18 protein-coding genes, 1 tRNA gene and 1 rRNA gene are annotated in these 19,355 nt (G+C 43.8%); 15 read left to right on the plus strand and 5 right to left on the minus strand.

What is annotated here, in order from left to right; genetic code table 11:
* The 3 genes from rrf to AACS92_RS09945 form a co-directional block, all read left to right on the plus strand.
* Positions 1-111: ribosomal RNA gene (gene rrf, locus AACS92_RS09935) — 5S ribosomal RNA — on the plus strand; the annotation flags it as partial.
* Positions 112-163: 52 nt separating this feature from the next.
* Positions 164-240 (plus strand) — tRNA-Asp (locus tag AACS92_RS09940).
* Positions 241-600: 360 nt separating this feature from the next.
* Entirely contained in the window at positions 601-1,389 is a 789-nt protein-coding gene (locus AACS92_RS09945; protein ID WP_099111111.1) for an endonuclease/exonuclease/phosphatase family protein, read from the plus strand.
* Positions 1,390-1,478: 89 nt separating this feature from the next.
* Here the strand turns inward: AACS92_RS09945 and AACS92_RS09950 are convergent, their stop codons facing one another.
* Positions 1,479-2,864, minus strand: coding sequence for an amino acid permease (locus AACS92_RS09950; protein WP_099111060.1), 1,386 nt, complete (start codon positions 2,862-2,864; stop codon positions 1,479-1,481).
* 204 nt (positions 2,865-3,068) lie between these two features.
* On the opposite strand from AACS92_RS09950, the gene queE reads away from it, so the two are divergent.
* Positions 3,069-3,740 (plus strand): 7-carboxy-7-deazaguanine synthase QueE, encoded by a 672-nt coding sequence (gene queE, locus AACS92_RS09955; protein ID WP_099111061.1) that lies wholly within the window; start codon positions 3,069-3,071, stop codon positions 3,738-3,740.
* A 57-nt stretch (positions 3,741-3,797) separates the two neighbouring features.
* On the opposite strand, the gene queD is transcribed toward queE, so the two are convergent.
* Positions 3,798-4,160, minus strand: coding sequence for a 6-carboxytetrahydropterin synthase QueD (queD, locus tag AACS92_RS09960; protein ID WP_099111062.1), 363 nt, complete (start codon positions 4,158-4,160; stop codon positions 3,798-3,800).
* 257 nt (positions 4,161-4,417) lie between these two features.
* On the opposite strand from queD, the gene cysJ reads away from it, so the two are divergent.
* From cysJ to AACS92_RS09975, 3 genes are all read left to right on the plus strand, one after another.
* Positions 4,418-6,247, plus strand: coding sequence for an NADPH-dependent assimilatory sulfite reductase flavoprotein subunit (gene cysJ, locus AACS92_RS09965; RefSeq protein ID WP_099111063.1), 1,830 nt, complete (start codon positions 4,418-4,420; stop codon positions 6,245-6,247).
* 63 nt (positions 6,248-6,310) lie between these two features.
* Positions 6,311-8,041: an assimilatory sulfite reductase (NADPH) hemoprotein subunit gene (gene cysI / locus AACS92_RS09970; RefSeq protein WP_099111112.1), complete on the plus strand. Its 1,731-nt coding sequence runs from the start codon at positions 6,311-6,313 to the stop codon at positions 8,039-8,041.
* A complete protein-coding gene (locus AACS92_RS09975) occupies positions 8,038-8,772 on the plus strand; it encodes a phosphoadenylyl-sulfate reductase (RefSeq protein WP_099111064.1) in 735 nt (244 codons plus the stop codon). The genes cysI and AACS92_RS09975 overlap by 4 nt, the downstream gene beginning before the upstream one ends.
* Before the next feature lie 73 nt (positions 8,773-8,845).
* Here the strand turns inward: AACS92_RS09975 and AACS92_RS09980 are convergent, their stop codons facing one another.
* Together AACS92_RS09980 and AACS92_RS09985 are read right to left on the minus strand one after the other, a co-directional pair.
* The gene (locus AACS92_RS09980) at positions 8,846-9,319 is read right to left on the minus strand and encodes a DUF2846 domain-containing protein (protein WP_099111113.1); all 474 of its coding nucleotides are present in this window, start codon (positions 9,317-9,319) and stop codon (positions 8,846-8,848) included.
* A gap of 366 nt (positions 9,320-9,685) precedes the next feature.
* On the minus strand, positions 9,686-10,306 hold the full coding sequence (locus AACS92_RS09985; RefSeq protein WP_153044779.1) for a hypothetical protein: 621 nt from the start codon (positions 10,304-10,306) through the stop codon (positions 9,686-9,688).
* A 581-nt stretch (positions 10,307-10,887) separates the two neighbouring features.
* Here AACS92_RS09985 and cysG point away from each other — a divergent pair.
* From cysG to truD, 8 genes are all read left to right on the plus strand, one after another.
* Positions 10,888-12,351, plus strand: a complete 1,464-nt coding sequence (gene cysG, locus AACS92_RS09990; RefSeq protein WP_099111067.1) for a siroheme synthase CysG — start codon at positions 10,888-10,890, stop codon at positions 12,349-12,351.
* Between the two features lie 21 nt (positions 12,352-12,372).
* The gene (gene cysD / locus AACS92_RS09995; protein WP_255398522.1) at positions 12,373-13,299 is read left to right on the plus strand and encodes a sulfate adenylyltransferase subunit CysD; all 927 of its coding nucleotides are present in this window, start codon (positions 12,373-12,375) and stop codon (positions 13,297-13,299) included.
* 34 nt (positions 13,300-13,333) lie between these two features.
* Positions 13,334-14,776: a sulfate adenylyltransferase subunit CysN gene (gene cysN, locus AACS92_RS10000; protein ID WP_099111069.1), complete on the plus strand. Its 1,443-nt coding sequence runs from the start codon at positions 13,334-13,336 to the stop codon at positions 14,774-14,776.
* Between the two features lie 39 nt (positions 14,777-14,815).
* A complete protein-coding gene (gene cysC, locus AACS92_RS10005; protein ID WP_099111114.1) occupies positions 14,816-15,442 on the plus strand; it encodes an adenylyl-sulfate kinase in 627 nt (208 codons plus the stop codon).
* Between the two features lie 192 nt (positions 15,443-15,634).
* Positions 15,635-15,955, plus strand: coding sequence for a cell division protein FtsB (ftsB, locus tag AACS92_RS10010; protein WP_099111070.1), 321 nt, complete (start codon positions 15,635-15,637; stop codon positions 15,953-15,955).
* 72 nt (positions 15,956-16,027) lie between these two features.
* Entirely contained in the window at positions 16,028-16,813 is a 786-nt protein-coding gene (gene ispD / locus AACS92_RS10015; RefSeq protein ID WP_099111071.1) for a 2-C-methyl-D-erythritol 4-phosphate cytidylyltransferase, read from the plus strand.
* Positions 16,810-17,283, plus strand: a complete 474-nt coding sequence (ispF, locus tag AACS92_RS10020) for a 2-C-methyl-D-erythritol 2,4-cyclodiphosphate synthase (protein ID WP_086955344.1) — start codon at positions 16,810-16,812, stop codon at positions 17,281-17,283. Before ispD ends, ispF begins: the two co-directional genes overlap by 4 nt.
* Before the next feature lie 2 nt (positions 17,284-17,285).
* A complete protein-coding gene (gene truD, locus AACS92_RS10025; RefSeq protein WP_099111072.1) occupies positions 17,286-18,335 on the plus strand; it encodes a tRNA pseudouridine(13) synthase TruD in 1,050 nt (349 codons plus the stop codon).
* 83 nt (positions 18,336-18,418) lie between these two features.
* Here the strand turns inward: truD and AACS92_RS10030 are convergent, their stop codons facing one another.
* Positions 18,419-19,162: an SDR family NAD(P)-dependent oxidoreductase gene (locus tag AACS92_RS10030; RefSeq protein ID WP_099111073.1), complete on the minus strand. Its 744-nt coding sequence runs from the start codon at positions 19,160-19,162 to the stop codon at positions 18,419-18,421.
* Positions 19,163-19,355: the final 193 nt, after the last annotated feature.

The raw sequence follows: 19,355 nt of genomic DNA on the forward strand, positions 1-19,355 counted from the left end.
CGGCAATAGCGCGGTGGTCCCACCTGACCCCATGCCGAACTCAGCAGTGAAACGCCGTAGCGCCGATGGTAGTGTGGGGTCTCCCCATGTGAGAGTAGGGAACTGCCAGACAACAATTTATCAGTGTTGCCAGCCCAAAAGGCAGCATGAAACAGTATTCGGTGGTGCGGTAGTTCAGTTGGTTAGAATACCGGCCTGTCACGCCGGGGGTCGCGGGTTCGAGTCCCGTCCGCACCGCCACCGATTTAGAGAAACCCCTGAGAGAAATCTCAGGGGTTTTTTCTATTTCAGCCATTTTTATCAGTATCTTGATTCGATTCTCAATCAGCCCTTCTATATACTCGAGTATTGGAATACCGCCTCATCAATAACTTGCTACCAGATGCGTTACTTTTTTAATAAATGGAAAAGATTTCCTGTATAAAATCTATTCTGGCATTTACTCTTACAATTCATACTTTGTTTTTAGTACGTTTTTAGTACTAAGGATTGCAATCAATTATAGAGGTGTCATATTAATGAAGGCCGATGCATTAAGGTAGGTTGGGGTGCAATTTGATAAGAAATAGGTATGTAAGAAGAGCCCGTGAGAGAAAAAATCTGGCTCATAAAAATTATGCAGTAAGGTATATCGCAGGGCAGCCTGTAGAGAGGGTTTTTCCTACTTCCACGCGATTACTTGAAGAAGCACTCTTGCCATGTGGAGAGCCATTTTTTGCGGATAATAATGTGTTTTCTGTTGCTATTTGGAATATCCATAAACAGCAACGCCCACAGTGGCAAAGTGTTTTATCTTCCTTAATTGAAAAAAGTGATCTTATTTTACTGCAAGAAGCGCAAACAACACCTGACTTACTGAAATTCATCACAGCCAGTGGTTTGGTTGCAGATCAAGTACCTGCATTTGCTATTCCTCAGCATCCATCGGGTGTGATGACATTAGCCTCTTCTTCTCCTATCTATTGTTGTCCGTTAAGGGAAAAAGAACCTATATTAAGGCTTTCTAAATCATCTCTTATTACTATGTACCCTTTAGTCGATGAACAGCAGCTGATGGTGGTTAATGTACACGCTATTAATTTCAGCCTTGGCGTTGACGTTTATAGTCGGCAGTTGGATAACATTGGTATCTATATTAAGTTACATGATGGGCCAGTGATATTTGCCGGTGATTTTAATGCTTGGAGTCGTCGGCGATTCAGAGTGCTGGAGCGTTTTGCTCAACGTATGGGGTTAAAAGAAGTTTACTTTAACGACGATCATAGAACAATTGTATTTGGTAAACCCCTAGACTTTGTTTTTTATCGTGAACTAACTGTCCAGAGTGCAACCGTTTTAACAACGATTGCTTCTGATCACAATCCACTTCTTGTCCGATTTTCGCTATAAGTTACGAAGATCTTCAATTAAGTCAGCGTGGTGAAAGGTAAAAAAGAGCAAAACGCCGGAAATTGCTCCGGCGTTTTCAGAGACCAATTTTATTGGCTAGCACGGTGAGATGTGGCAAGCTTTTTCTTTATGCTGAAAAAATAGGCAATGGTCAGGATAATCACCCAGCCAGCGCCAATGTATAAAGCATCTCTCGTTTGCTCAAAATACCCGAGTAGCAGGATAATTACACTCATAAAAATAATCGTAATTATGGGAGCAATGGGCCACATTGGAACCGGAAATTTCAAGGTTCTGACCTCTTCTGCACTCATTTTGCGACGCATAGCCACATGAGAAAGCAGAATCATCAACCACACCCAGACAGTGGCAAATGTAGCGACGGATGCAATAAGAATAAAAATATTGCCGGGAAGCAGCCAATTTAGCATGACTCCGAGCAGCAGAACCACAATCATGACCAAAACAGTCATCCATGGAACCCCATTTCGGGTCAGCTTTTTAAATGCCTCAGGTGCTTGTCCTTCCTGAGCCATGCCATACATCATTCGTCCGGCACCAAAAATATCGCTATTGATGGCTGAAATGGCAGCAGTAATAACAACAACATTCAGAACATGCGCAGCCGCACTGATTTTCAGATCAGAAAAAATCTGTACAAATGGGCTTCCATTCTGACCAATCTGATCCCACGGATAGATACACATCAGGATACATAAAGTCAGGACATAGAAGATTAAGATACGGAAGGGAACAGCATTAATCGCTTTAGGAATTGTTTTTGCCGGATCTTTTGCTTCACTGGCAGTGATACCAATGACTTCTATTCCACCGAAAGCAAACATCACAATAGCCAATGAAGCAACCACTCCACTGATGCCATTCGGCATAAAACCGCCATGTTCCCATAAATTAGCGATCCCGGTGGCATGCTCTGTTGTCTGGCCAAAACCAAAGATCATAATTGCAAGGCCACCAATGATCATGGCAATAATGGCAGTGACCTTAACGATAGAAAGCCAGAACTCCATTTCACCGAAAATCTTCACATGACATAGATTCAGCGCACCAATAAAACAGATGATACTCAGAACCCAAATCCATTGATCAACATCGGGGAACCAAAATTTCATGTACAAGCCGAATGCAGTGATATCAGCGAGGCAAACAAACAGCATTTCAAGAACATAGAGCCAACCCGTCAGGAAACCGGCTAATGGGCCCAGATAATGGCTGGCATACTGCGAAAAAGAACCGGAAACAGGATGGTGAACGGCCATTTCGCCGAGTGCTCTCATCACCATAAATACGGCAGCACCGCCAATCAAATATGCCAGCAATACAGCCGGTCCTGCTTGTTGTATTGCCGCTGCTGAGCCATAAAACAGCCCTGTGCCTATTGCAGAGCCTAAAGCCATGAAGCGGATATGCCTCACACTCAGACCCTGTTTAAGCTGATTTTCATTGTCTTGCATTCATTAATCCCATCTATCTTTCATGCCAGAGAGTATTTTCAGGCATACAATGCTATTTCAGGCATATGCTATTTCAGGTATACAATGCCCTGTCTGGTGTCAGATACCAGCAAAAGCAACCTCGTACGATACCATAAAGATGGATGTCCGCGGGATAGATATCTGTAATAATAACGGGCAGTTTATTAAAACCAGAGTTTTTTTATGATTTACCCAATAAATGAGATGTTTCAGACTTTGCAGGGAGAAGGTGTGTTTACCGGTGTTCCTGCTGTTTTCATACGATTACAGGGATGTCCGGTAGGGTGTAGCTGGTGTGATACCAAGCATACTTGGGAAAAAGAAGCTGATAAGCAGCAGTCGATGGAGAACATACTGGTAAAATCGCAGGATAGCGATACTTGGGGCGCTGCCACACCAGAGCAAATCATTAATTTGTTCACTCGCCAGGGATATACCGCTCGTCATATCGTAATTACGGGTGGAGAGCCGTGTTTGTATGATTTACGTCCCCTGACGGAATCACTGGAAAATGCAGGCTATCAGTGTCAGATAGAAACGAGTGGTACACACGCGATCCACTGCACTGACAAAACTTGGGTAACCGTTTCACCGAAAGTGAAAATGCGTGGCGGATACAAAGTATTGCCTGAAGCGATGAATCGCGCAAATGAGATTAAGCACCCTGTCGGGCGTGAGCGCGATATTGAATCATTGGATGATCTATTGACTATGCTTGATGAAAATAACAGACCGGTTATTGCCTTACAGCCTATCAGTCAGAAAGAAGAAGCAACCCGCTTGTGTATTGAAACCTGCATTGCCCGTAACTGGCGTTTCTCGATGCAGACGCACAAATACTTAAATATCGCTTGATGTGCGTTTGGCGCTTATTTATTGTGCATTCAGCACCAAAATTTGGTGCTGAATGTCTTACTTTCCACGATAGATACAACCGGCACTACAGGTTTCTTTAACCATAACGGCGCTGAGCTGTGGCAAAGCAGGTTGTAACTCTCTCCAAATCCATTGAGCCAGCACTTCGCTGGTTGGGTTTTCCAGACCGGGGATCTCATTGAGATAATGGTGGTCCAGCCGCTCCCAAATTGGCTTGAAGATGGCTTTCACATCGGCAAAGTCCATGAGCCATCCGCTATGAGGATCAATCTCACCGGTGATTTCCAGACGAACCATAAATGAATGCCCATGCAAGCGACCACATTTATGTCCTTCAGGAACATGTGGCAGGCGATGCGCCGCTTCAAATTGAAAATCTTTAAAGATGGTAGTGCTCATAATACTTTTTCCTGAATTCAAAAGGCCGGCTATTCTACCTGAACTTTCGCGCCTAACGTGATTTTTCTGTAGAAATAAAATCCAGCGTTTAACAACTTTATCGATATATTAAATCTGTAAATAAAGTTAGGTAATTTAGTTATTAGATATTGCTAACCTTTCTTTAAGCCCGACGCCTGTTCTGGGATAACCTTATGATTACTCCATGTTTGTGACTGTTAATCATGGGTATTGGCTATAGCAAAGGGCACTGGATAATGACTGCAAAACCACCTTCAACTGCATTACTACCTGTATCTCAGGAACAATTGTCACGCCTGCAATCAGAGGTTAGTGATTTTTCTCCACATCAACTGGCTTGGTTATCAGGCTATTTTTGGGGAATGTTGAATTCTCAACCGCAAACCAACACGGTAGCGTCAGTGTCAGGAGTACCTGAACCTGAACAGGAAACCGTGACACTGATTTCGGCTTCTCAGACGGGTAATGCAAGGCGTCTGGCAGAACAGCTCAGAGACGCTTTATTGGCGCAGAATTTGAGTGTGAATTTAGTTAATGCTGGTGATTATAAATTCAAACAGATCGCAAAAGAGCGCGTATTGATCATTATTGCTTCAACGCAGGGTGAAGGTGAACCTGCTGAAGAAGCTGTAGCACTACATAAATATCTGCATTCCAAAAAAGCAGCTTCGATGAAAGAGACGGCTTACGCTGTATTTGGCTTAGGAGATACTTCCTATGAACATTTTTGCCAGTCCGGTAAAGATTTTGACCGCCGCCTGAGTGAATTAGGTGCTCAGCGATTACTGGATCGCGTTGATGCAGATGTGGAATATCAGGATATTTCTACACAATGGTGTCAACAACTAACCGATATTCTGAAGCAACGCTTACCATCTCCGGCAAATACAGCAATAGCCACAACAAAGACAGCAGTGGCCGCTGGTACTGTTCTTTCCAGCCCTTATACCAGCCCTTATAGCAAAGAAGCGCCATTGACTGCTTCTCTGCTGGTTAACCAGAAAATTACCGGACGCACATCGGATAAAGATGTCCGCCATATTGAAATTGATCTGGGGGATTCTGGTTTGCGTTATCAGCCCGGTGATTCATTGGGGGTTTGGTTTGAAAACGATCCGGGATTGGTTGATGAATTGATTGGCTTGCTTCATCTGGAAGGAACTGAAACTGTCACAGTACATGGAAAGTCACTTGCTTTGCGTGAGGCTTTGACCAGCCATCTTGAACTGACACAAAACACGGGTGTTATTGTCGAAAAATATGCTGCCCTGACGAAAGATGAAAATTTGCTTGCTTTGCTCTCCGAAAAATCAACGTTGCAACAATATGCGCAAAAAACGCCTATCGTGGATATGGTCAGGCAGGCAGCTCAGCAACCTGAAGCTCAGCAATTTATCGATATATTACGTCCATTAACTCCACGCCTATACTCCATTTCCTCTTCTCAGGATGAAGTCGAAAATGAAGTGCATATTACCGTTGGTGTTGTTCGTTATGACATAGACGGTCGCGCCCGTACCGGAGGAGCATCAGGTTATCTGGCTGATCGGTTACAGGAAGATGACAACATCCGTGTCTTTATTGAGCATAACGATAACTTCCGCTTACCCGCTGACCCACAAACCCCGGTGATCATGATTGGCCCCGGCACCGGAGTGGCTCCATTCCGGGCATTCCTGCAACAACGGGATAATCAGGGCGCTGAAGGTAAAAACTGGCTGTTCTTTGGTAACCCTCATTTTGTAGAAGATTTTCTGTATCAGGTGGAATTTCAGCGTTATGTCAAAGAGGGGTTACTTACCCGTATTGATTTGGCATGGTCGCGGGATCAACAGCATAAAGTGTATGTGCAGGATAAGCTGCGTGAGCAGGGCGAGGAAATCTGGCGCTGGATTAGTGAGGGAGCACATTTATACATCTGTGGAGATGCCAATCGTATGGCAAAAGATGTCGAGCAGGCATTGCTGGATATCATTTCACAACAGGGTGGTATGGATGTAGAGCAGGCGGATGAATTCCTAAGTGAACTGCGCCTTGAACGTCGTTATCAGAGAGATGTTTACTAGCAAAAATAACGAAAAACTATAAGCAATAAAAACCAACGGGCAATGAAAACGATCATGAAAACAATGAGCAATGAAAAACAAGGTCCTTTGATTGTTGAAGGTAAACTCGCTGACAGTGAACGTATGAAGTCAGAAAGCAACTACTTACGTGGGACGATCAGCGAAGATTTAAAAAATGGGCTGACAGGCGGGTTTGAGGGGGATAATTTTCTCCTCATCCGTTTTCACGGTATGTATCAACAGGATGATCGTGACATTAGAGCTGAGCGTGCGGAACAAAAACTGGAACCCCGCCATGCTATGATGCTGCGCTGTCGTCTGCCGGGAGGAATTATTACTCCGCGCCAATGGCTGGGCATTGATCAGTTTGCGACAGAGAGCACGCTGTATGGCAGCATCCGGCTGACTAACCGCCAGACATTCCAGTTTCACGGCATCCTGAAAAACAACGTCAAACCGGCGCATCAATTACTGGCTCAAATGGGATTGGATTCATTGGCAACTGCCAACGATGTTAACCGCAATGTACTGTGTACTTCTAATCCGGTACAGTCGGCTTTACATCAGCAGGCTTATGAGTGGGCGAAGAAAATATCCGAGCACCTCCTGCCTCGTACCAACGCTTATGCTGAGATTTGGCTGGATAAAGAAAAGATCGCTACAACTGACGAAGAACCGATCCTCGGTAAAACGTATTTACCGCGTAAATTCAAAACATCAGTTGTGATCCCTCCACAAAATGATGTTGATCTGCATGCCAATGATATGAACTTTGTTGCTATTGCAGAGAATGATCAGTTGATCGGCTTTAACGTGCTGGTGGGTGGCGGATTAGCCATGACTCATGGTGATAAAAACACCTTCCCACGTCTGGCGAGTGAATTTGGCTATATCCCACTGGAGCATACACTGGCAATTGCTGAGTCCATCGTGACAACACAGCGTGACTGGGGTAACCGAACTGAACGCAAAAACGCTAAAACCAAATATACCCTTGAGCGTGTTGGCGTTGAAACTTTCAGGCAGGAAGTTGAAAAACGTGCAGGTGTGAAATTTGAGCCAGTCCGTCCTTATGAATTTACCGGACGAGGCGATCAGATTGGCTGGTTGAAAGGTATTGATGATCAATGGCATTTGACCCTGTTTATTGAAAACGGCCGCTTGTTGGATTATCCAGATAAACCACTAAAAACCGGCGTGGCAGAAATTGCTCGAATTCACAAAGGTGATTTTCGTCTTACCGCCAATCAGAACCTGATAGTAGCGGGAGTGGCGGAAAGTGAAAAAGCGCGTATTGAATCTATTGCCCGTGCGCATGGTCTTATTGATGACGGCGTGACCTCACTGCGTCACCATTCTATGGCGTGTGTTTCGTTTCCGACTTGCCCTTTAGCGATGGCAGAAGCGGAACGTTTCCTGCCAACTTTTGTGGATCATGTCGATGCGTTAATGGAAAAACATGGCGTTAGCCATGAACATATTGTGTTGCGTGTTACAGGTTGCCCCAATGGATGTGGTCGGGCGATGTTGGCCGAAATCGGGCTGGTGGGCAAAGCGCCTGATCGCTATAACCTGCATCTTGGTGGAAATCGCAATGGTAGCCGAATTCCGCGTATGTATCAGGAAAATATCACCTCCGCTGAAATCCTGACTATTTTGGATGAACTTATCGGTCGTTGGGCTACAGAGCGTAATGAAAATGAAGATTTCGGAGATTTCCTGATCCGAACTGACATTATTAAACCTGTATTGAACTCAGCCATCGATTTTTACGACTGGCAGGAAGCAGTATGAGCCAGCCACATTTAGCTGAGTTACTGGTTTTGTCTCCTGAGCAGCGCACAGAAGCGCTCGCTGAGACAAACCAACAACTAGAGTTACTGGATGCCCGTCAACGCGTCCTATGGGCACTGGAACATCTGCCCGGTGAGTTCATCCTTTCATCCAGTTTTGGTATTCAGGCGGCAGTCTGCCTGCATCTGGTCACGCAGGAATACCCTGATATTCCGGTTATCCTGACGGATACTGGCTACTTGTTCCCAGAAACTTATCAGTTTATCGACAAACTGGCTGATAAACTAAACCTGAACCTGAAAATATTTCGTGCAGAACAAAGCCCGACTTGGCAGGAAGCGCGTTATGGCAAACTGTGGGAACAGGGCGTTGATGGGATTGAACGTTATAACCAGATTAATAAAGTTGAGCCGATGAACCGTGCGTTGAAAACATTGGATGCGCAGACATGGTTCGCAGGATTACGTCGCCAGCAATCGGAAAGCCGAGCTAGTTTACCAGTGTTGGCAGTGCAACGCGGTGTTTACAAGATACTGCCGATTATCGACTGGGACAATCGCAAGGTACATCAATACCTGACAGAGCATGGACTTGAATATCATCCTCTATGGGAGCAAGGCTACCTTTCTGTAGGGGATACCCATACGACGCAAAAATGGGAACCGGGTATGAGTGAAGAACAAACCCGCTTTTTTGGCCTGAAGCGGGAATGTGGCTTGCATGAAGGCTGAGTTCCTTTTGAACTTTTGGAATGGCCGTATTATTCGGCCATTCTCAAATTCAAATATTCAGTTATAGCTAAAATCAGTTATCACAATGCCCTTCTTTAGCCAGGCGCATACTCGTCTTGGATATCACTCTTTTACCTTCATCCTCTGTTGACACACTTAAACCAGCACCGCCAACAAAAACACCCATTTTTATGTACTGTCTTACGAAGTAATTTTTTCCGGATTCAGTAAAAAGATTTAAGTCGTTAGGGGAGGATTCTGATTCTGTTGAAATTTTATGGTTTTGATTACCAGCTACCTGTGTGTAGAAAAACGTCTTATCAACGGTTTCACCCAGACATTTATCATCAATATAAATGTCTTTTTTTAACGCTTTACCGGCAAAGCTATCACGATAGATATATAAACCAGCTTTATCTTTTTCTGGAACAGAGAAGCTCTTAGCTGTTGATGATTCTTGTTCAGTGGCAAGAGGTATGCTGGCACAACCACTGAGAACTAAAGTACCTAATAGAGAGATCGATAAAAGTAATTTTTTGGTATTCATAATAAAAATAAAACCTTTTGTGTAAAAGTAAAAATGTTTAACTACCTCAAGCTGAGGCATTATTATTTTATATTAGCTTTAATGCAGACAAGGTTACCAATATTCATGAATAAGAATAGCTGCTTATCTTCTATATTGCTAATTTTTATAATGATTTTGTGATGCGAAAAAATGCCCCATCTTTTACTATGATATAAATATTGAGACAAATTTAATATTAATATAATTTCCGTCTAAATAATATGCGGTAGAAATATTTCAGTCTATATGTAAATAGCAGCATATTTAATACGTGAGTTTTTATTATGGAGAAGTGGTAAATTTTTTAAAATAGCTACAATAATGTATTTTTTAATTATTATTTGTTTAAAATAAGATGTTCGGGAATAATTCAGATAAAGTATCTTTGTGAATTTTTTCTTTCCGTCGGTTTTTAATTTTAGGAATTGATTTGTAAAAGTAAAAGCTTAGCCAATAAGCACTGATGTAAGAAAAATATTCATGTTTGTTCTTTATTGAAAAGTGAATAATCGAATCAAGGGTTTTTATTATTTCTCCATTGTTTTGTGATTTATTGTGATTTTCTTTGATTAATCTCTTAAGATGTATATAAATTTTTTCAAACCGTTGAGATTTTAATTTATTTTCAGGTTCTTCATAATTAATAAAAAGAGCAGACTCAATATCAAAGATAAGAGTATCATCAATAATAGATGGTTTTTTATTTTTAATGGATTTTATATAATCCACTAATTTAGTGCTTTGTGTAGACTCTATTATAGGGAGAATAACAAAATTTTCAGTTAATATATTCAGATGATTATCTGAAACAGTGCTATAAACTTCAACGAGAAAGTCTTCATTATCAATATCCATAAGATGGATTACTGGCCAAAAAATACTATTAGGATAATTATACCACATATGAAACTCAAGAATTTTATCGCACTCATCTGCGATTTTTGAAATTATATTTTTTCTACTCATTGAGAGGTTTTTTCTAAAAAGTTATTTTTGTTATTATAATAGCAGTATATATAGTTATTTTATACATCATTTTTAAATATGATAAATTAGGGTTAATCATCTGAATAAACAGATATGGAGTGTGATAATAAACTGATTTTCGATTATTTTATTTTTAAAGTTAAAAGCTTCTTTCAAAGATCTTAAAACCTCAAAAAAGCTAAAAAATGTGATTTTTATCACAAAAATAACTTTGCCATAAACAAGTGGGTGAACAATAAAAGAGCAGCTATTTTTCCTGAGTACTTTGCATGTTGTGGTTTTATAACCCATTAAAAAACCGACCTTATACGATTCAGGAACTAATAATTACTTTTTGACATTTCATAACATTATCACAGCCACATATATTCATCCCTTATACACTTCGTCTTTCAAGTTGCCTCTTTGTTGGCTGCGCTCGCTCACCCCGGTCACCGCTCACCCCGGTCACATAGTTAGCTATGCTCACGGGGATTCACTCTCTTGCCGCCGCGACGCATCTTGAAATCCATTGTGTATCGATAATTATTAATAAATTAAATTCTGGATGGCCTGTCATTGTGGATTACTTACCCTTATTTGTTGAGCTGAAGTCGAGAGCTGTTTTGCTGGTGGGAGGTGGCGAAGTGGCTTCCCGCAAGGCCAGCCTGTTATTGCGGGCCGGTGCGGCATTAACAGTCGTTGCTCCTGAATTACACCCTGAATTGCAACAACGCCATCAAAAAGGGGAGATTGAGTGGCGACAGGGTACATTCCGTACGGATTATCTTGATGGTGTATTTCTGGTGCTTGCAGCGACTGACGATCATGATTTAAACCAGGCTATTTTTAGCGAAGCTAATCGCCGCGCCATTTTGGTTAATGTGGTAGATGATCAGTCACTATGCTCAGCTATTTTCCCCTCAATTATTGATCGTTCTCCGGTTATGGTGGCGATCTCATCTGCCGGAAAATCCCCGGTATTAACACGGTTACTGCGGGAAAAGCTGGAATCGTTGTTGCCTTTTCATCTTGGTGCGATGGCAGAAATTGCCGGTCGTTGGCGTGGGAAGGTAAAACAGAGCCTGAATTCTCTGCGCCAGCGTCGCTATTTCTGGGAAAAAGCCTTTAGCGGGCGCTTTACCACGCTAGTTGCTAATGGGCAGTTACAACAGGCTGAGGAGCAACTGGCTCAACAGATTGCCGATGAACAACAAAATCAAACCAGTAAACAAGGTGAGTTGGTATTAGTCGGAGCAGGTCCCGGTGATCCGGGTTTGTTGACGTTAAAAGGGTTACAGGTGATCCAGCAGGCTGATGTGGTGCTTTATGATCATCTGGTCAGCGATGAAATACTCGAATTAGTGCGCCGTGATGCTGACAAAATCTGTGTAGGCAAGAGAGCAGGCAGCCATTCTGTTGCGCAGGAAGAAACAAACGCTCTGATAGTCAAACTGGCACATCAGGGGAAAAAAGTGGTTCGCCTGAAAGGTGGTGATCCCTTTATTTTTGGTCGCGGCGGAGAGGAATTACAGGTTGCCGAATCCGCGGGTATTCCTTTTCAGGTTGTGCCCGGTATAACTGCCGCCGTTGGTGCTTCGGCTTATGCGGGTATTCCTCTGACACACAGGGAACACTCCCAAAGTGTCACGTTTATTACCGGGCATTGTCGCGAAAATGGCAATGAACTGGACTGGCCCGCACTGGCACGAGGTAACCAGACACTGGCAATTTATATGGGGATCATCAAGTCAGCCCTGATTAGCCAGAAACTCATTTCACATGGGCGGGATGCCAGTACACCGGTTGCTGTTATTGGCTGTGGAACCCGCGCTGAGCAACAGGTATTGACCGGAACCCTGTCCGAACTGGAGCAGTTGGCACAGGAAGCGCCATCACCAGCGTTGCTGGTAGTGGGAGAAGTTGCTCAGCTTCACCATCAATTAGCTTGGTTTGGGTTGAAATCGGTTGATCATCAAAATCCGGCAGAACATACAGAATCTACTGAGCCGGCAAATCGCCCTGCTGTTGTTGATTTAGCCTAATGAACTATTTATGGAAGAACTATTAATGGGGGAGCATTAATGGACAACAAAAGACTGACTCATTTGCAACAACTTGAAGCAGAAAGTATTCATATTATTCGTGAAGTTGCTGCCGAATTTACTAATCCGGTAATGCTTTATTCCATTGGTAAAGATTCTTCTGTGATGCTGCATCTTGCACGTAAAGCATTTTATCCGGGAAAGTTGCCTTTCCCGCTGCTGCATGTCGATACCGGTTGGAAATTCCGGGAAATGTATGAATTTCGCGATAAAACCGCAGAGAAATATGGTTTTGAATTGCTGGTCTATCGTAATCCGCAGGGTGAAGAATTGGGCATTAACCCCTTTATTCACGGTAGTACCAAACATACCGATGTCATGAAAACGGAAGGCCTGAAGCAGGCACTGGATAAATACGGATTCGATGCCGCATTTGGCGGTGCCCGGCGTGACGAGGAAAAATCCCGCGCTAAAGAGCGTATTTATTCTTTCCGTGATCGCTCTCATCGCTGGGATCCGAAAAATCAGCGTCCGGAACTCTGGCGTAACTATAACGGCCAGATTAATAAGGGGGAAAGTATCCGAGTATTCCCGTTATCTAACTGGACTGAGCTGGATATCTGGCAGTACATCTATTTAGAGCAGATAGATATTGTTCCCCTCTACTTTGCGAAACCCCGCCCGATCGTTCAGCGCGATAGCACGTTGATTATGGTTGATGACAATCGTATCGATTTGAAAGCGGGAGAAGTTATCAGCCAGCGTAAAGTTCGTTTCCGGACGCTCGGTTGTTGGCCTTTGACTGGTGCCGTGGAATCGGAAGCGGAAACCCTGCCGGAAATTATCGAAGAAATGCTGATATCGACAACCAGCGAGCGGCAGGGGAGGCTGATTGATAGTGATCAGTCCGGCTCAATGGAGCTGAAAAAACGTCAGGGTTATTTTTGAGGCACAGCGTTATTTTTTTGAGGGGAGCATAAAAATGCCGGCACTCGCACATAATGAAGTCATCGCCAATCAAATCAGAGAGCAGGGCGGTGTTGAATCCTATCTGAGAGCACAACAGGAAAAGGGGTTACTGCGTTTTCTGACCTGTGGCAGCGTTGACGATGGCAAAAGCACGTTGATCGGTCGCTTGTTACACGATACCCGTCAGATCTACGAAGATCAGCTGGCGACTTTGCAAAATGACAGTAAACGGTTGGGAACTCAGGGAGAAAAGCTGGATCTTGCGCTTTTGGTTGATGGCCTTGCGGCTGAGCGGGAGCAGGGTATCACTATAGATGTTGCCTATCGTTACTTCTCCACGGAAAAACGCAAATTTATCATCGCGGATACGCCGGGGCATGAGCAATATACCCGTAATATGGCAACAGGTGCATCAACCAGTGATCTCTCTATTCTTCTGATCGATGCACGTAAAGGTGTACAGGAACAAACTCGCCGCCATAGTTTTATCAGTACGTTATTGGGGATCCGCTATTTGGTGGTGGCGGTAAATAAAATGGATCTGGTGGAGTACCGGCAGGGTATTTTCGATCAGATCAAACAGGATTATCTGGATTTTGCCAGCCAGTTGCCCACTGATCTGCAAATTTATTTTGTTCCTATCTCGGCGCTGGAAGGGGACAATATCGTCAGTCACAGTGAGAAAATGCCGTGGCACAGTGGAGCAACTTTGCTGGATCTCCTTGAAACAGTAGATGTACAGAAAAATGTTTCAGAGCAGCCTCTGCGCTTTCCGGTGCAATACGTCAATCGCCCTGATCTTGATTTTCGTGGTTATAGCGGCACATTATCATCGGGAATTTTACGTCAGGGGCAAAAAATTAAAGTGATGCCATCAGGCCGGGTTTCTACGGTAGAGCGGATCGTAACTTTTGATGGTGATTTGCCTTTTGCTGTACCGGGGCAGGCGATCACTATCGTTTTGAAAGATGAAATTGATATCAGCCGTGGTGATCTGTTGGTTGCAGTTGAAAACCAAATGACTGTAGCGCGCCATGCTCTGGTAGACGTTGTCTGGATGTCAGAAAAACCGCTGATTCAGGGGCAAAGTCTGGATATCAAGGTAGCAGGTAAAAAGAGCCGGGCAAAAATTGATAATGTCCGGTATCAGGTTGATATCAACAATCTGACCCAGAAAGTCGCGGTTGAACTGCCGTTAAATGCTATTGGGCTGGTGGAGTTTTCATTTGATGAGCCGCTGTTGATTGATAGTTATCAGCAAAGTGCGGATACCGGTGGCATCATTTTGATCGACCGCCTGACTAACGTTACCGTTGGTGCGGGGCTGGTGCGGGAAATTCAGACTGATGTCTATCAGGAGCCGCATGAATACAGTGAGTTTGAACTGGAGTTCAACCGGTTGGTGCGCCGCCATTTCCCACACTGGGGAGCACGTGATTTATTGGGAGGGAAGTAATTGGTTCAGGTCAGGGATAATTCTCCCAATACTAATACTATTTCCCGCAATACGGTTTCCCACAACACGCTTTCACCTAATGTAGTCTGGCACTCACACTCTGTGGGCAGACAACAGCGGGAAGCAGTGAACGGGCATCCGGCTTTGGTTATCTGGTTTACCGGGTTATCCGGTTCAGGCAAATCAACACTTGCTGGGGTATTAGAACAGGCGCTGTTTTCGCAGGGGATCAAAACTTACTTATTGGATGGGGATAATCTGCGTCATGGGTTGTGCAGTGATTTAGGTTTTTCTGAAGCAGATAGGCAGGAGAATATCCGCCGTGTGGGAGAAGTTGCAAAACTGATGCTTGATGCAGGGCTGGTGGTATTAACGGCTTTTATTTCTCCTAATCGTGCTGAGCGACAAAAAATACGGCAATCCATGGAGCCAGAGCAATTCATTGAGGTATTTGTTGATACACCTCTGGAAATTTGCGAATCCCGTGATCCGAAAGGCCTATATAAGAAAGCACGAGCCGGAGAAATCCTGAATTTTACCGGCATTGATTCAGATTATGAGGCACCAGAACACCCCGATATTCATTTAGATGGTTCACAACCCATTGAGTTATTGATGGAAGAATTACTTATTTCGCTCAACGAAAGAAATATTCTGACTACCTGATATCCCATTTTTGTTTTCCATTCTCTGAACACATTTCCCGGACAAAGTAAAAACACATTATTGCGAGTCAGGTAATGTGTTCCTACACTCATGTCACTGCGTATTCTTTTGTGATCCATTTGTGATTCGTTTGTGATAGTGGCGTCATCCCCTGAGTTATGGGATGATTAGCGGGTTTTTCAGGGGGCGGAAATGGGTAAACTAACGCTACTATTACTGGTTTTACTTGGCTGGTTACAGTATTCGCTGTGGATCGGCAAAAATGGTATTCACGATTATATGCGGGTTAAGGATGAGGTTGCAAAACAAGAGAAAGACAACCTTTTTCTTAAGTCGCGTAATGACCAGCTATTTGCGGAAATTAAGGATTTGAAAGGCGGTCAGCAAGCAATTGAAGAACGTGCCCGTAATGAATTAGGTATGATTAAACCCGGTGAATCTTTTTATCGCATGGTACCGGATACAACGAAACAAAATGCACAACAGGCTTCAGGACAAAATAACGAGAAATAAAACAGTGAACAATAATTCAAATGAACTGCTCAACTCTTCACTCTCCTGCTGATATTTTTATAACTGAATTTTATGACTGAAATAGTTGCTTTAATCCCTGCTGCGGGTATCGGTAGCCGGATGAAATCGGAGTGTCCGAAACAATATCTCAGCATTGCCGAAAAAACGATTATTGAACATACACTCTCCGCACTGCTTGAACATCCCCGCATACAGCAGGCCATCGTTGTGTTACACCCTGCTGACAGACAATTTCACCAATTGCCTATCGCTTCTGATCCGCGTATTACAACAGTTATCGGTGGTGATGAACGCGCTGATTCAGTATTAGCCGGGCTGAATTATCTGGCCGGGTTGTCGCCGGAATGCCCGGATTGGGTTTTGGTTCATGATGCAGCTCGTCCCTGCTTGCATCGGAAGGACCTTAATAACTTACTGCAATTGCTGGATGAGAAATCGTTCTCTTCTGTGCTGAGTGGTGGGCCGTTTCATGACGAACGGTTTTGTGGGGGATTACTGGCCGCACCGGTCAGGGATACAATGAAACGCATGATGGTAGTTCCTTCGGGAAGAGTAGCTGAAACAGTACCACAGGCGGTCGATCACACCGTTGATCGCAGTGGTCTTTGGCATGCGTTGACTCCACAGCTATTTCCGTTGCAGTTATTACGCGATTGTCTGATGAAAGCCCTTGCCGAACAGGCCTGCATTACAGATGAATCTTCTGCGCTGGAATATTGTGGCTATCATCCAGCACTGGTCAGCGGTCGGGCGGACAATATAAAAGTAACTCAGCCGGAAGATCTGGCACTGGCTGAGTTTTACCTATCCCGAAAATCAAAGGAACGTATCTTATGAGAATTGGTCACGGTTTTGATGTACATAAATTTGGCGGAGAAGGGCCACTGATCATTGGTGGTGTCCGCATTCCTTATGAACAGGGGCTGATTGCACACTCAGATGGTGATGTTGCCTTACATGCTGCAACAGATGCTTTGTTAGGAGCGGCAGCATTGGGTGATATCGGCAAACTATTCCCGGATACTGACCCGGCTTTTAAGGGCGCAGATAGTCGTGAGCTGCTGAAAGAGGCTTATCGCCGCATTCGTGAAAAAGGTTATCGGATAGGTAATCTTGATATCACCATTATTGCTCAGGCACCTAAAATGTTACCTCATATTCCCCAGATGCGCGTCAATCTGGCAGAAGATCTTGAGTGCCATATGGATGATATTAACGTTAAAGCGACAACGACTGAAAAATTGGGATTTGTAGGCCGTAAAGAAGGTATTGCCTGTGAAGCGGTAGCTTTACTGGTGAAGGAATAAGCATGATATTGAGTGAATTACACTGGCTTTATGGGCGTCCGGAAGCCACTGGCGTTGTTAAATCGATCCCGGAAGATTTTATTGTACGGGAAGACTTAGGTTTTTCTCCTGATGGAGAAGGTGAGCACTTAATGGTGCATATCCGCAAGACAGGATGTAACACGCAGTTTGTTGCTGATAACCTTGCCCGTTTTGCCAAAATACCGGCACGTTCTGTCAGTTATGCGGGCTTAAAAGATCGTAATGCGGTGACAGAGCAGTGGTTCTGTTTACATCTGCCGGGAAAACAGGACCCTGATCTGTCTGCATTTCAGCTTGAAGGATGTGAAATACTGGCTACTGCTCGCCAGAAACGCAAACTGCGCATTGGTACGCTGAAAGGCAATGATTTTACACTGGTGTTGAGAGAAATTTCTGATCGTCAGGTAGTCGAAAAACGTTTAGAGCAGATAGCTCAGACAGGCGTCCCTAATTATTTTGGTGAACAGCGTTTTGGGCGTGATGGGCAGAATCTGGTTCAGGCGCAACGCTGGGCAACAAATGAAATACAGGTTAAGGAGCGTAATCGCCGTAGCTTTTACCTTTCTGCCAGCCGTAGCGCTATGTTTAACGCAATTACCAGTATACGTATCGGACGAGGCGAACATCGGCAAGTACAAAATGGCGACGCATTGCAGTTAACGGGGCGTGGCAGCTGGTTTGTGGCGGATGAATCTGAACTGGCTGTGTTACAGCAGCGGATTATGGACGGTGAATTACAGATTACGGCGTCATTACCGGGTGATAAGGCATTGGGAACGCTACATCAGGCTTTGGATTTCGAACAGCAATGTTTACAGGATTACGAATCTCTTTGGGGATTGGTGAAACGTGAACGTGTCGACAGTGCTCGCAGAGCGATGTTAGTAAAACCACTTAATCTGCACTGGGAATGGCTGGATGACCAAACGGTTACCCTTCATTTTTCTTTGCCATCGGGCAGCTTTGCCACCAGTGTTATCAGAGAGCTGATTAATCAGAAGCAAAACAATACGGCTGATATTTCTGAGTAATGGTTTTCGCCTGAGCATTACTCTAAATATTTCAAGTTGCAGCTTACTGACAAAGCTGCAACTTGAAAGTCGATGGAAGAGTACTACTGTGCGGTATATCCACCATCGACAAGTAATGTCGTGCCGGTAATAAATGAGGCATCATCACTTGCTAAGAATAATACGGCTTTCGCCACCTCTTCTGGTTTTCCTAAACGTCCCAGTGGATGAAGAGAAATAAGCTGCTCTTTTAGTTCTTCGGGGATCTTACTTAATAGCGGAGTGTTGATATAGCCGGGGCAAACTGTATTTACCCTGATATGGTTTTTGGCATAGTCAATCGCTAAAGTCTGGCTTAATAACTTTACGCCGCCTTTAGAGGCTGTATAAGCTGTAATGGCTTCGCGGCTGACAAAGCTGTGGATTGAACCACAGTTGACGATCACCCCGCCTGATTCTTGTTTAAGCATTTCATGGATAACAAACTTATCGCACAGAAAAACCCCGGTCAGATTTACATCGATAGTTTTCTGCCAGTTAGCAACCGTTAGTTTATCTGCACTGTTATCGGCGGCTATCCCTGCATTGGCAAATAAAACATCGATACGTTTAAATTTTTCAACTGTTTTCGAGACCATATACTTAATGCTCTCTTCGCTTGTGACGTCAGTTTTAATAAAGATACTTTCATTGCCTTTTGTATTAAGTTCCTCGGCAACTTTTTTCCCATGATCTGAGAAATCGGCAATCACAACATGAGCACCTTCGGCAGAAAATGCTTTTGCTGTTGCTTCACCAATTCCACTTGCTCCGCCCGTAATAATCACCACGCTATTTTGGAATCTCATATAAGCCTCTGTTATTACTATTGAATGCAGATAATAACTCTAAAGTGGTATTAACTATTCTAGGACAATATAATTACGTTAGTGAAAATTATTTTCGGAGATAATATAGATATTATTTTTACGAGAGGATTGTTTAAATTATCTGAAAAACTGATCTGGTTATTGCAGTTGAAGTTTTCTATATTAATTTTTG

The organism is Xenorhabdus sp. KJ12.1 (assembly GCF_963876495.1).
Lineage (GTDB): Bacteria > Pseudomonadota > Gammaproteobacteria > Enterobacterales > Enterobacteriaceae > Xenorhabdus > Xenorhabdus stockiae.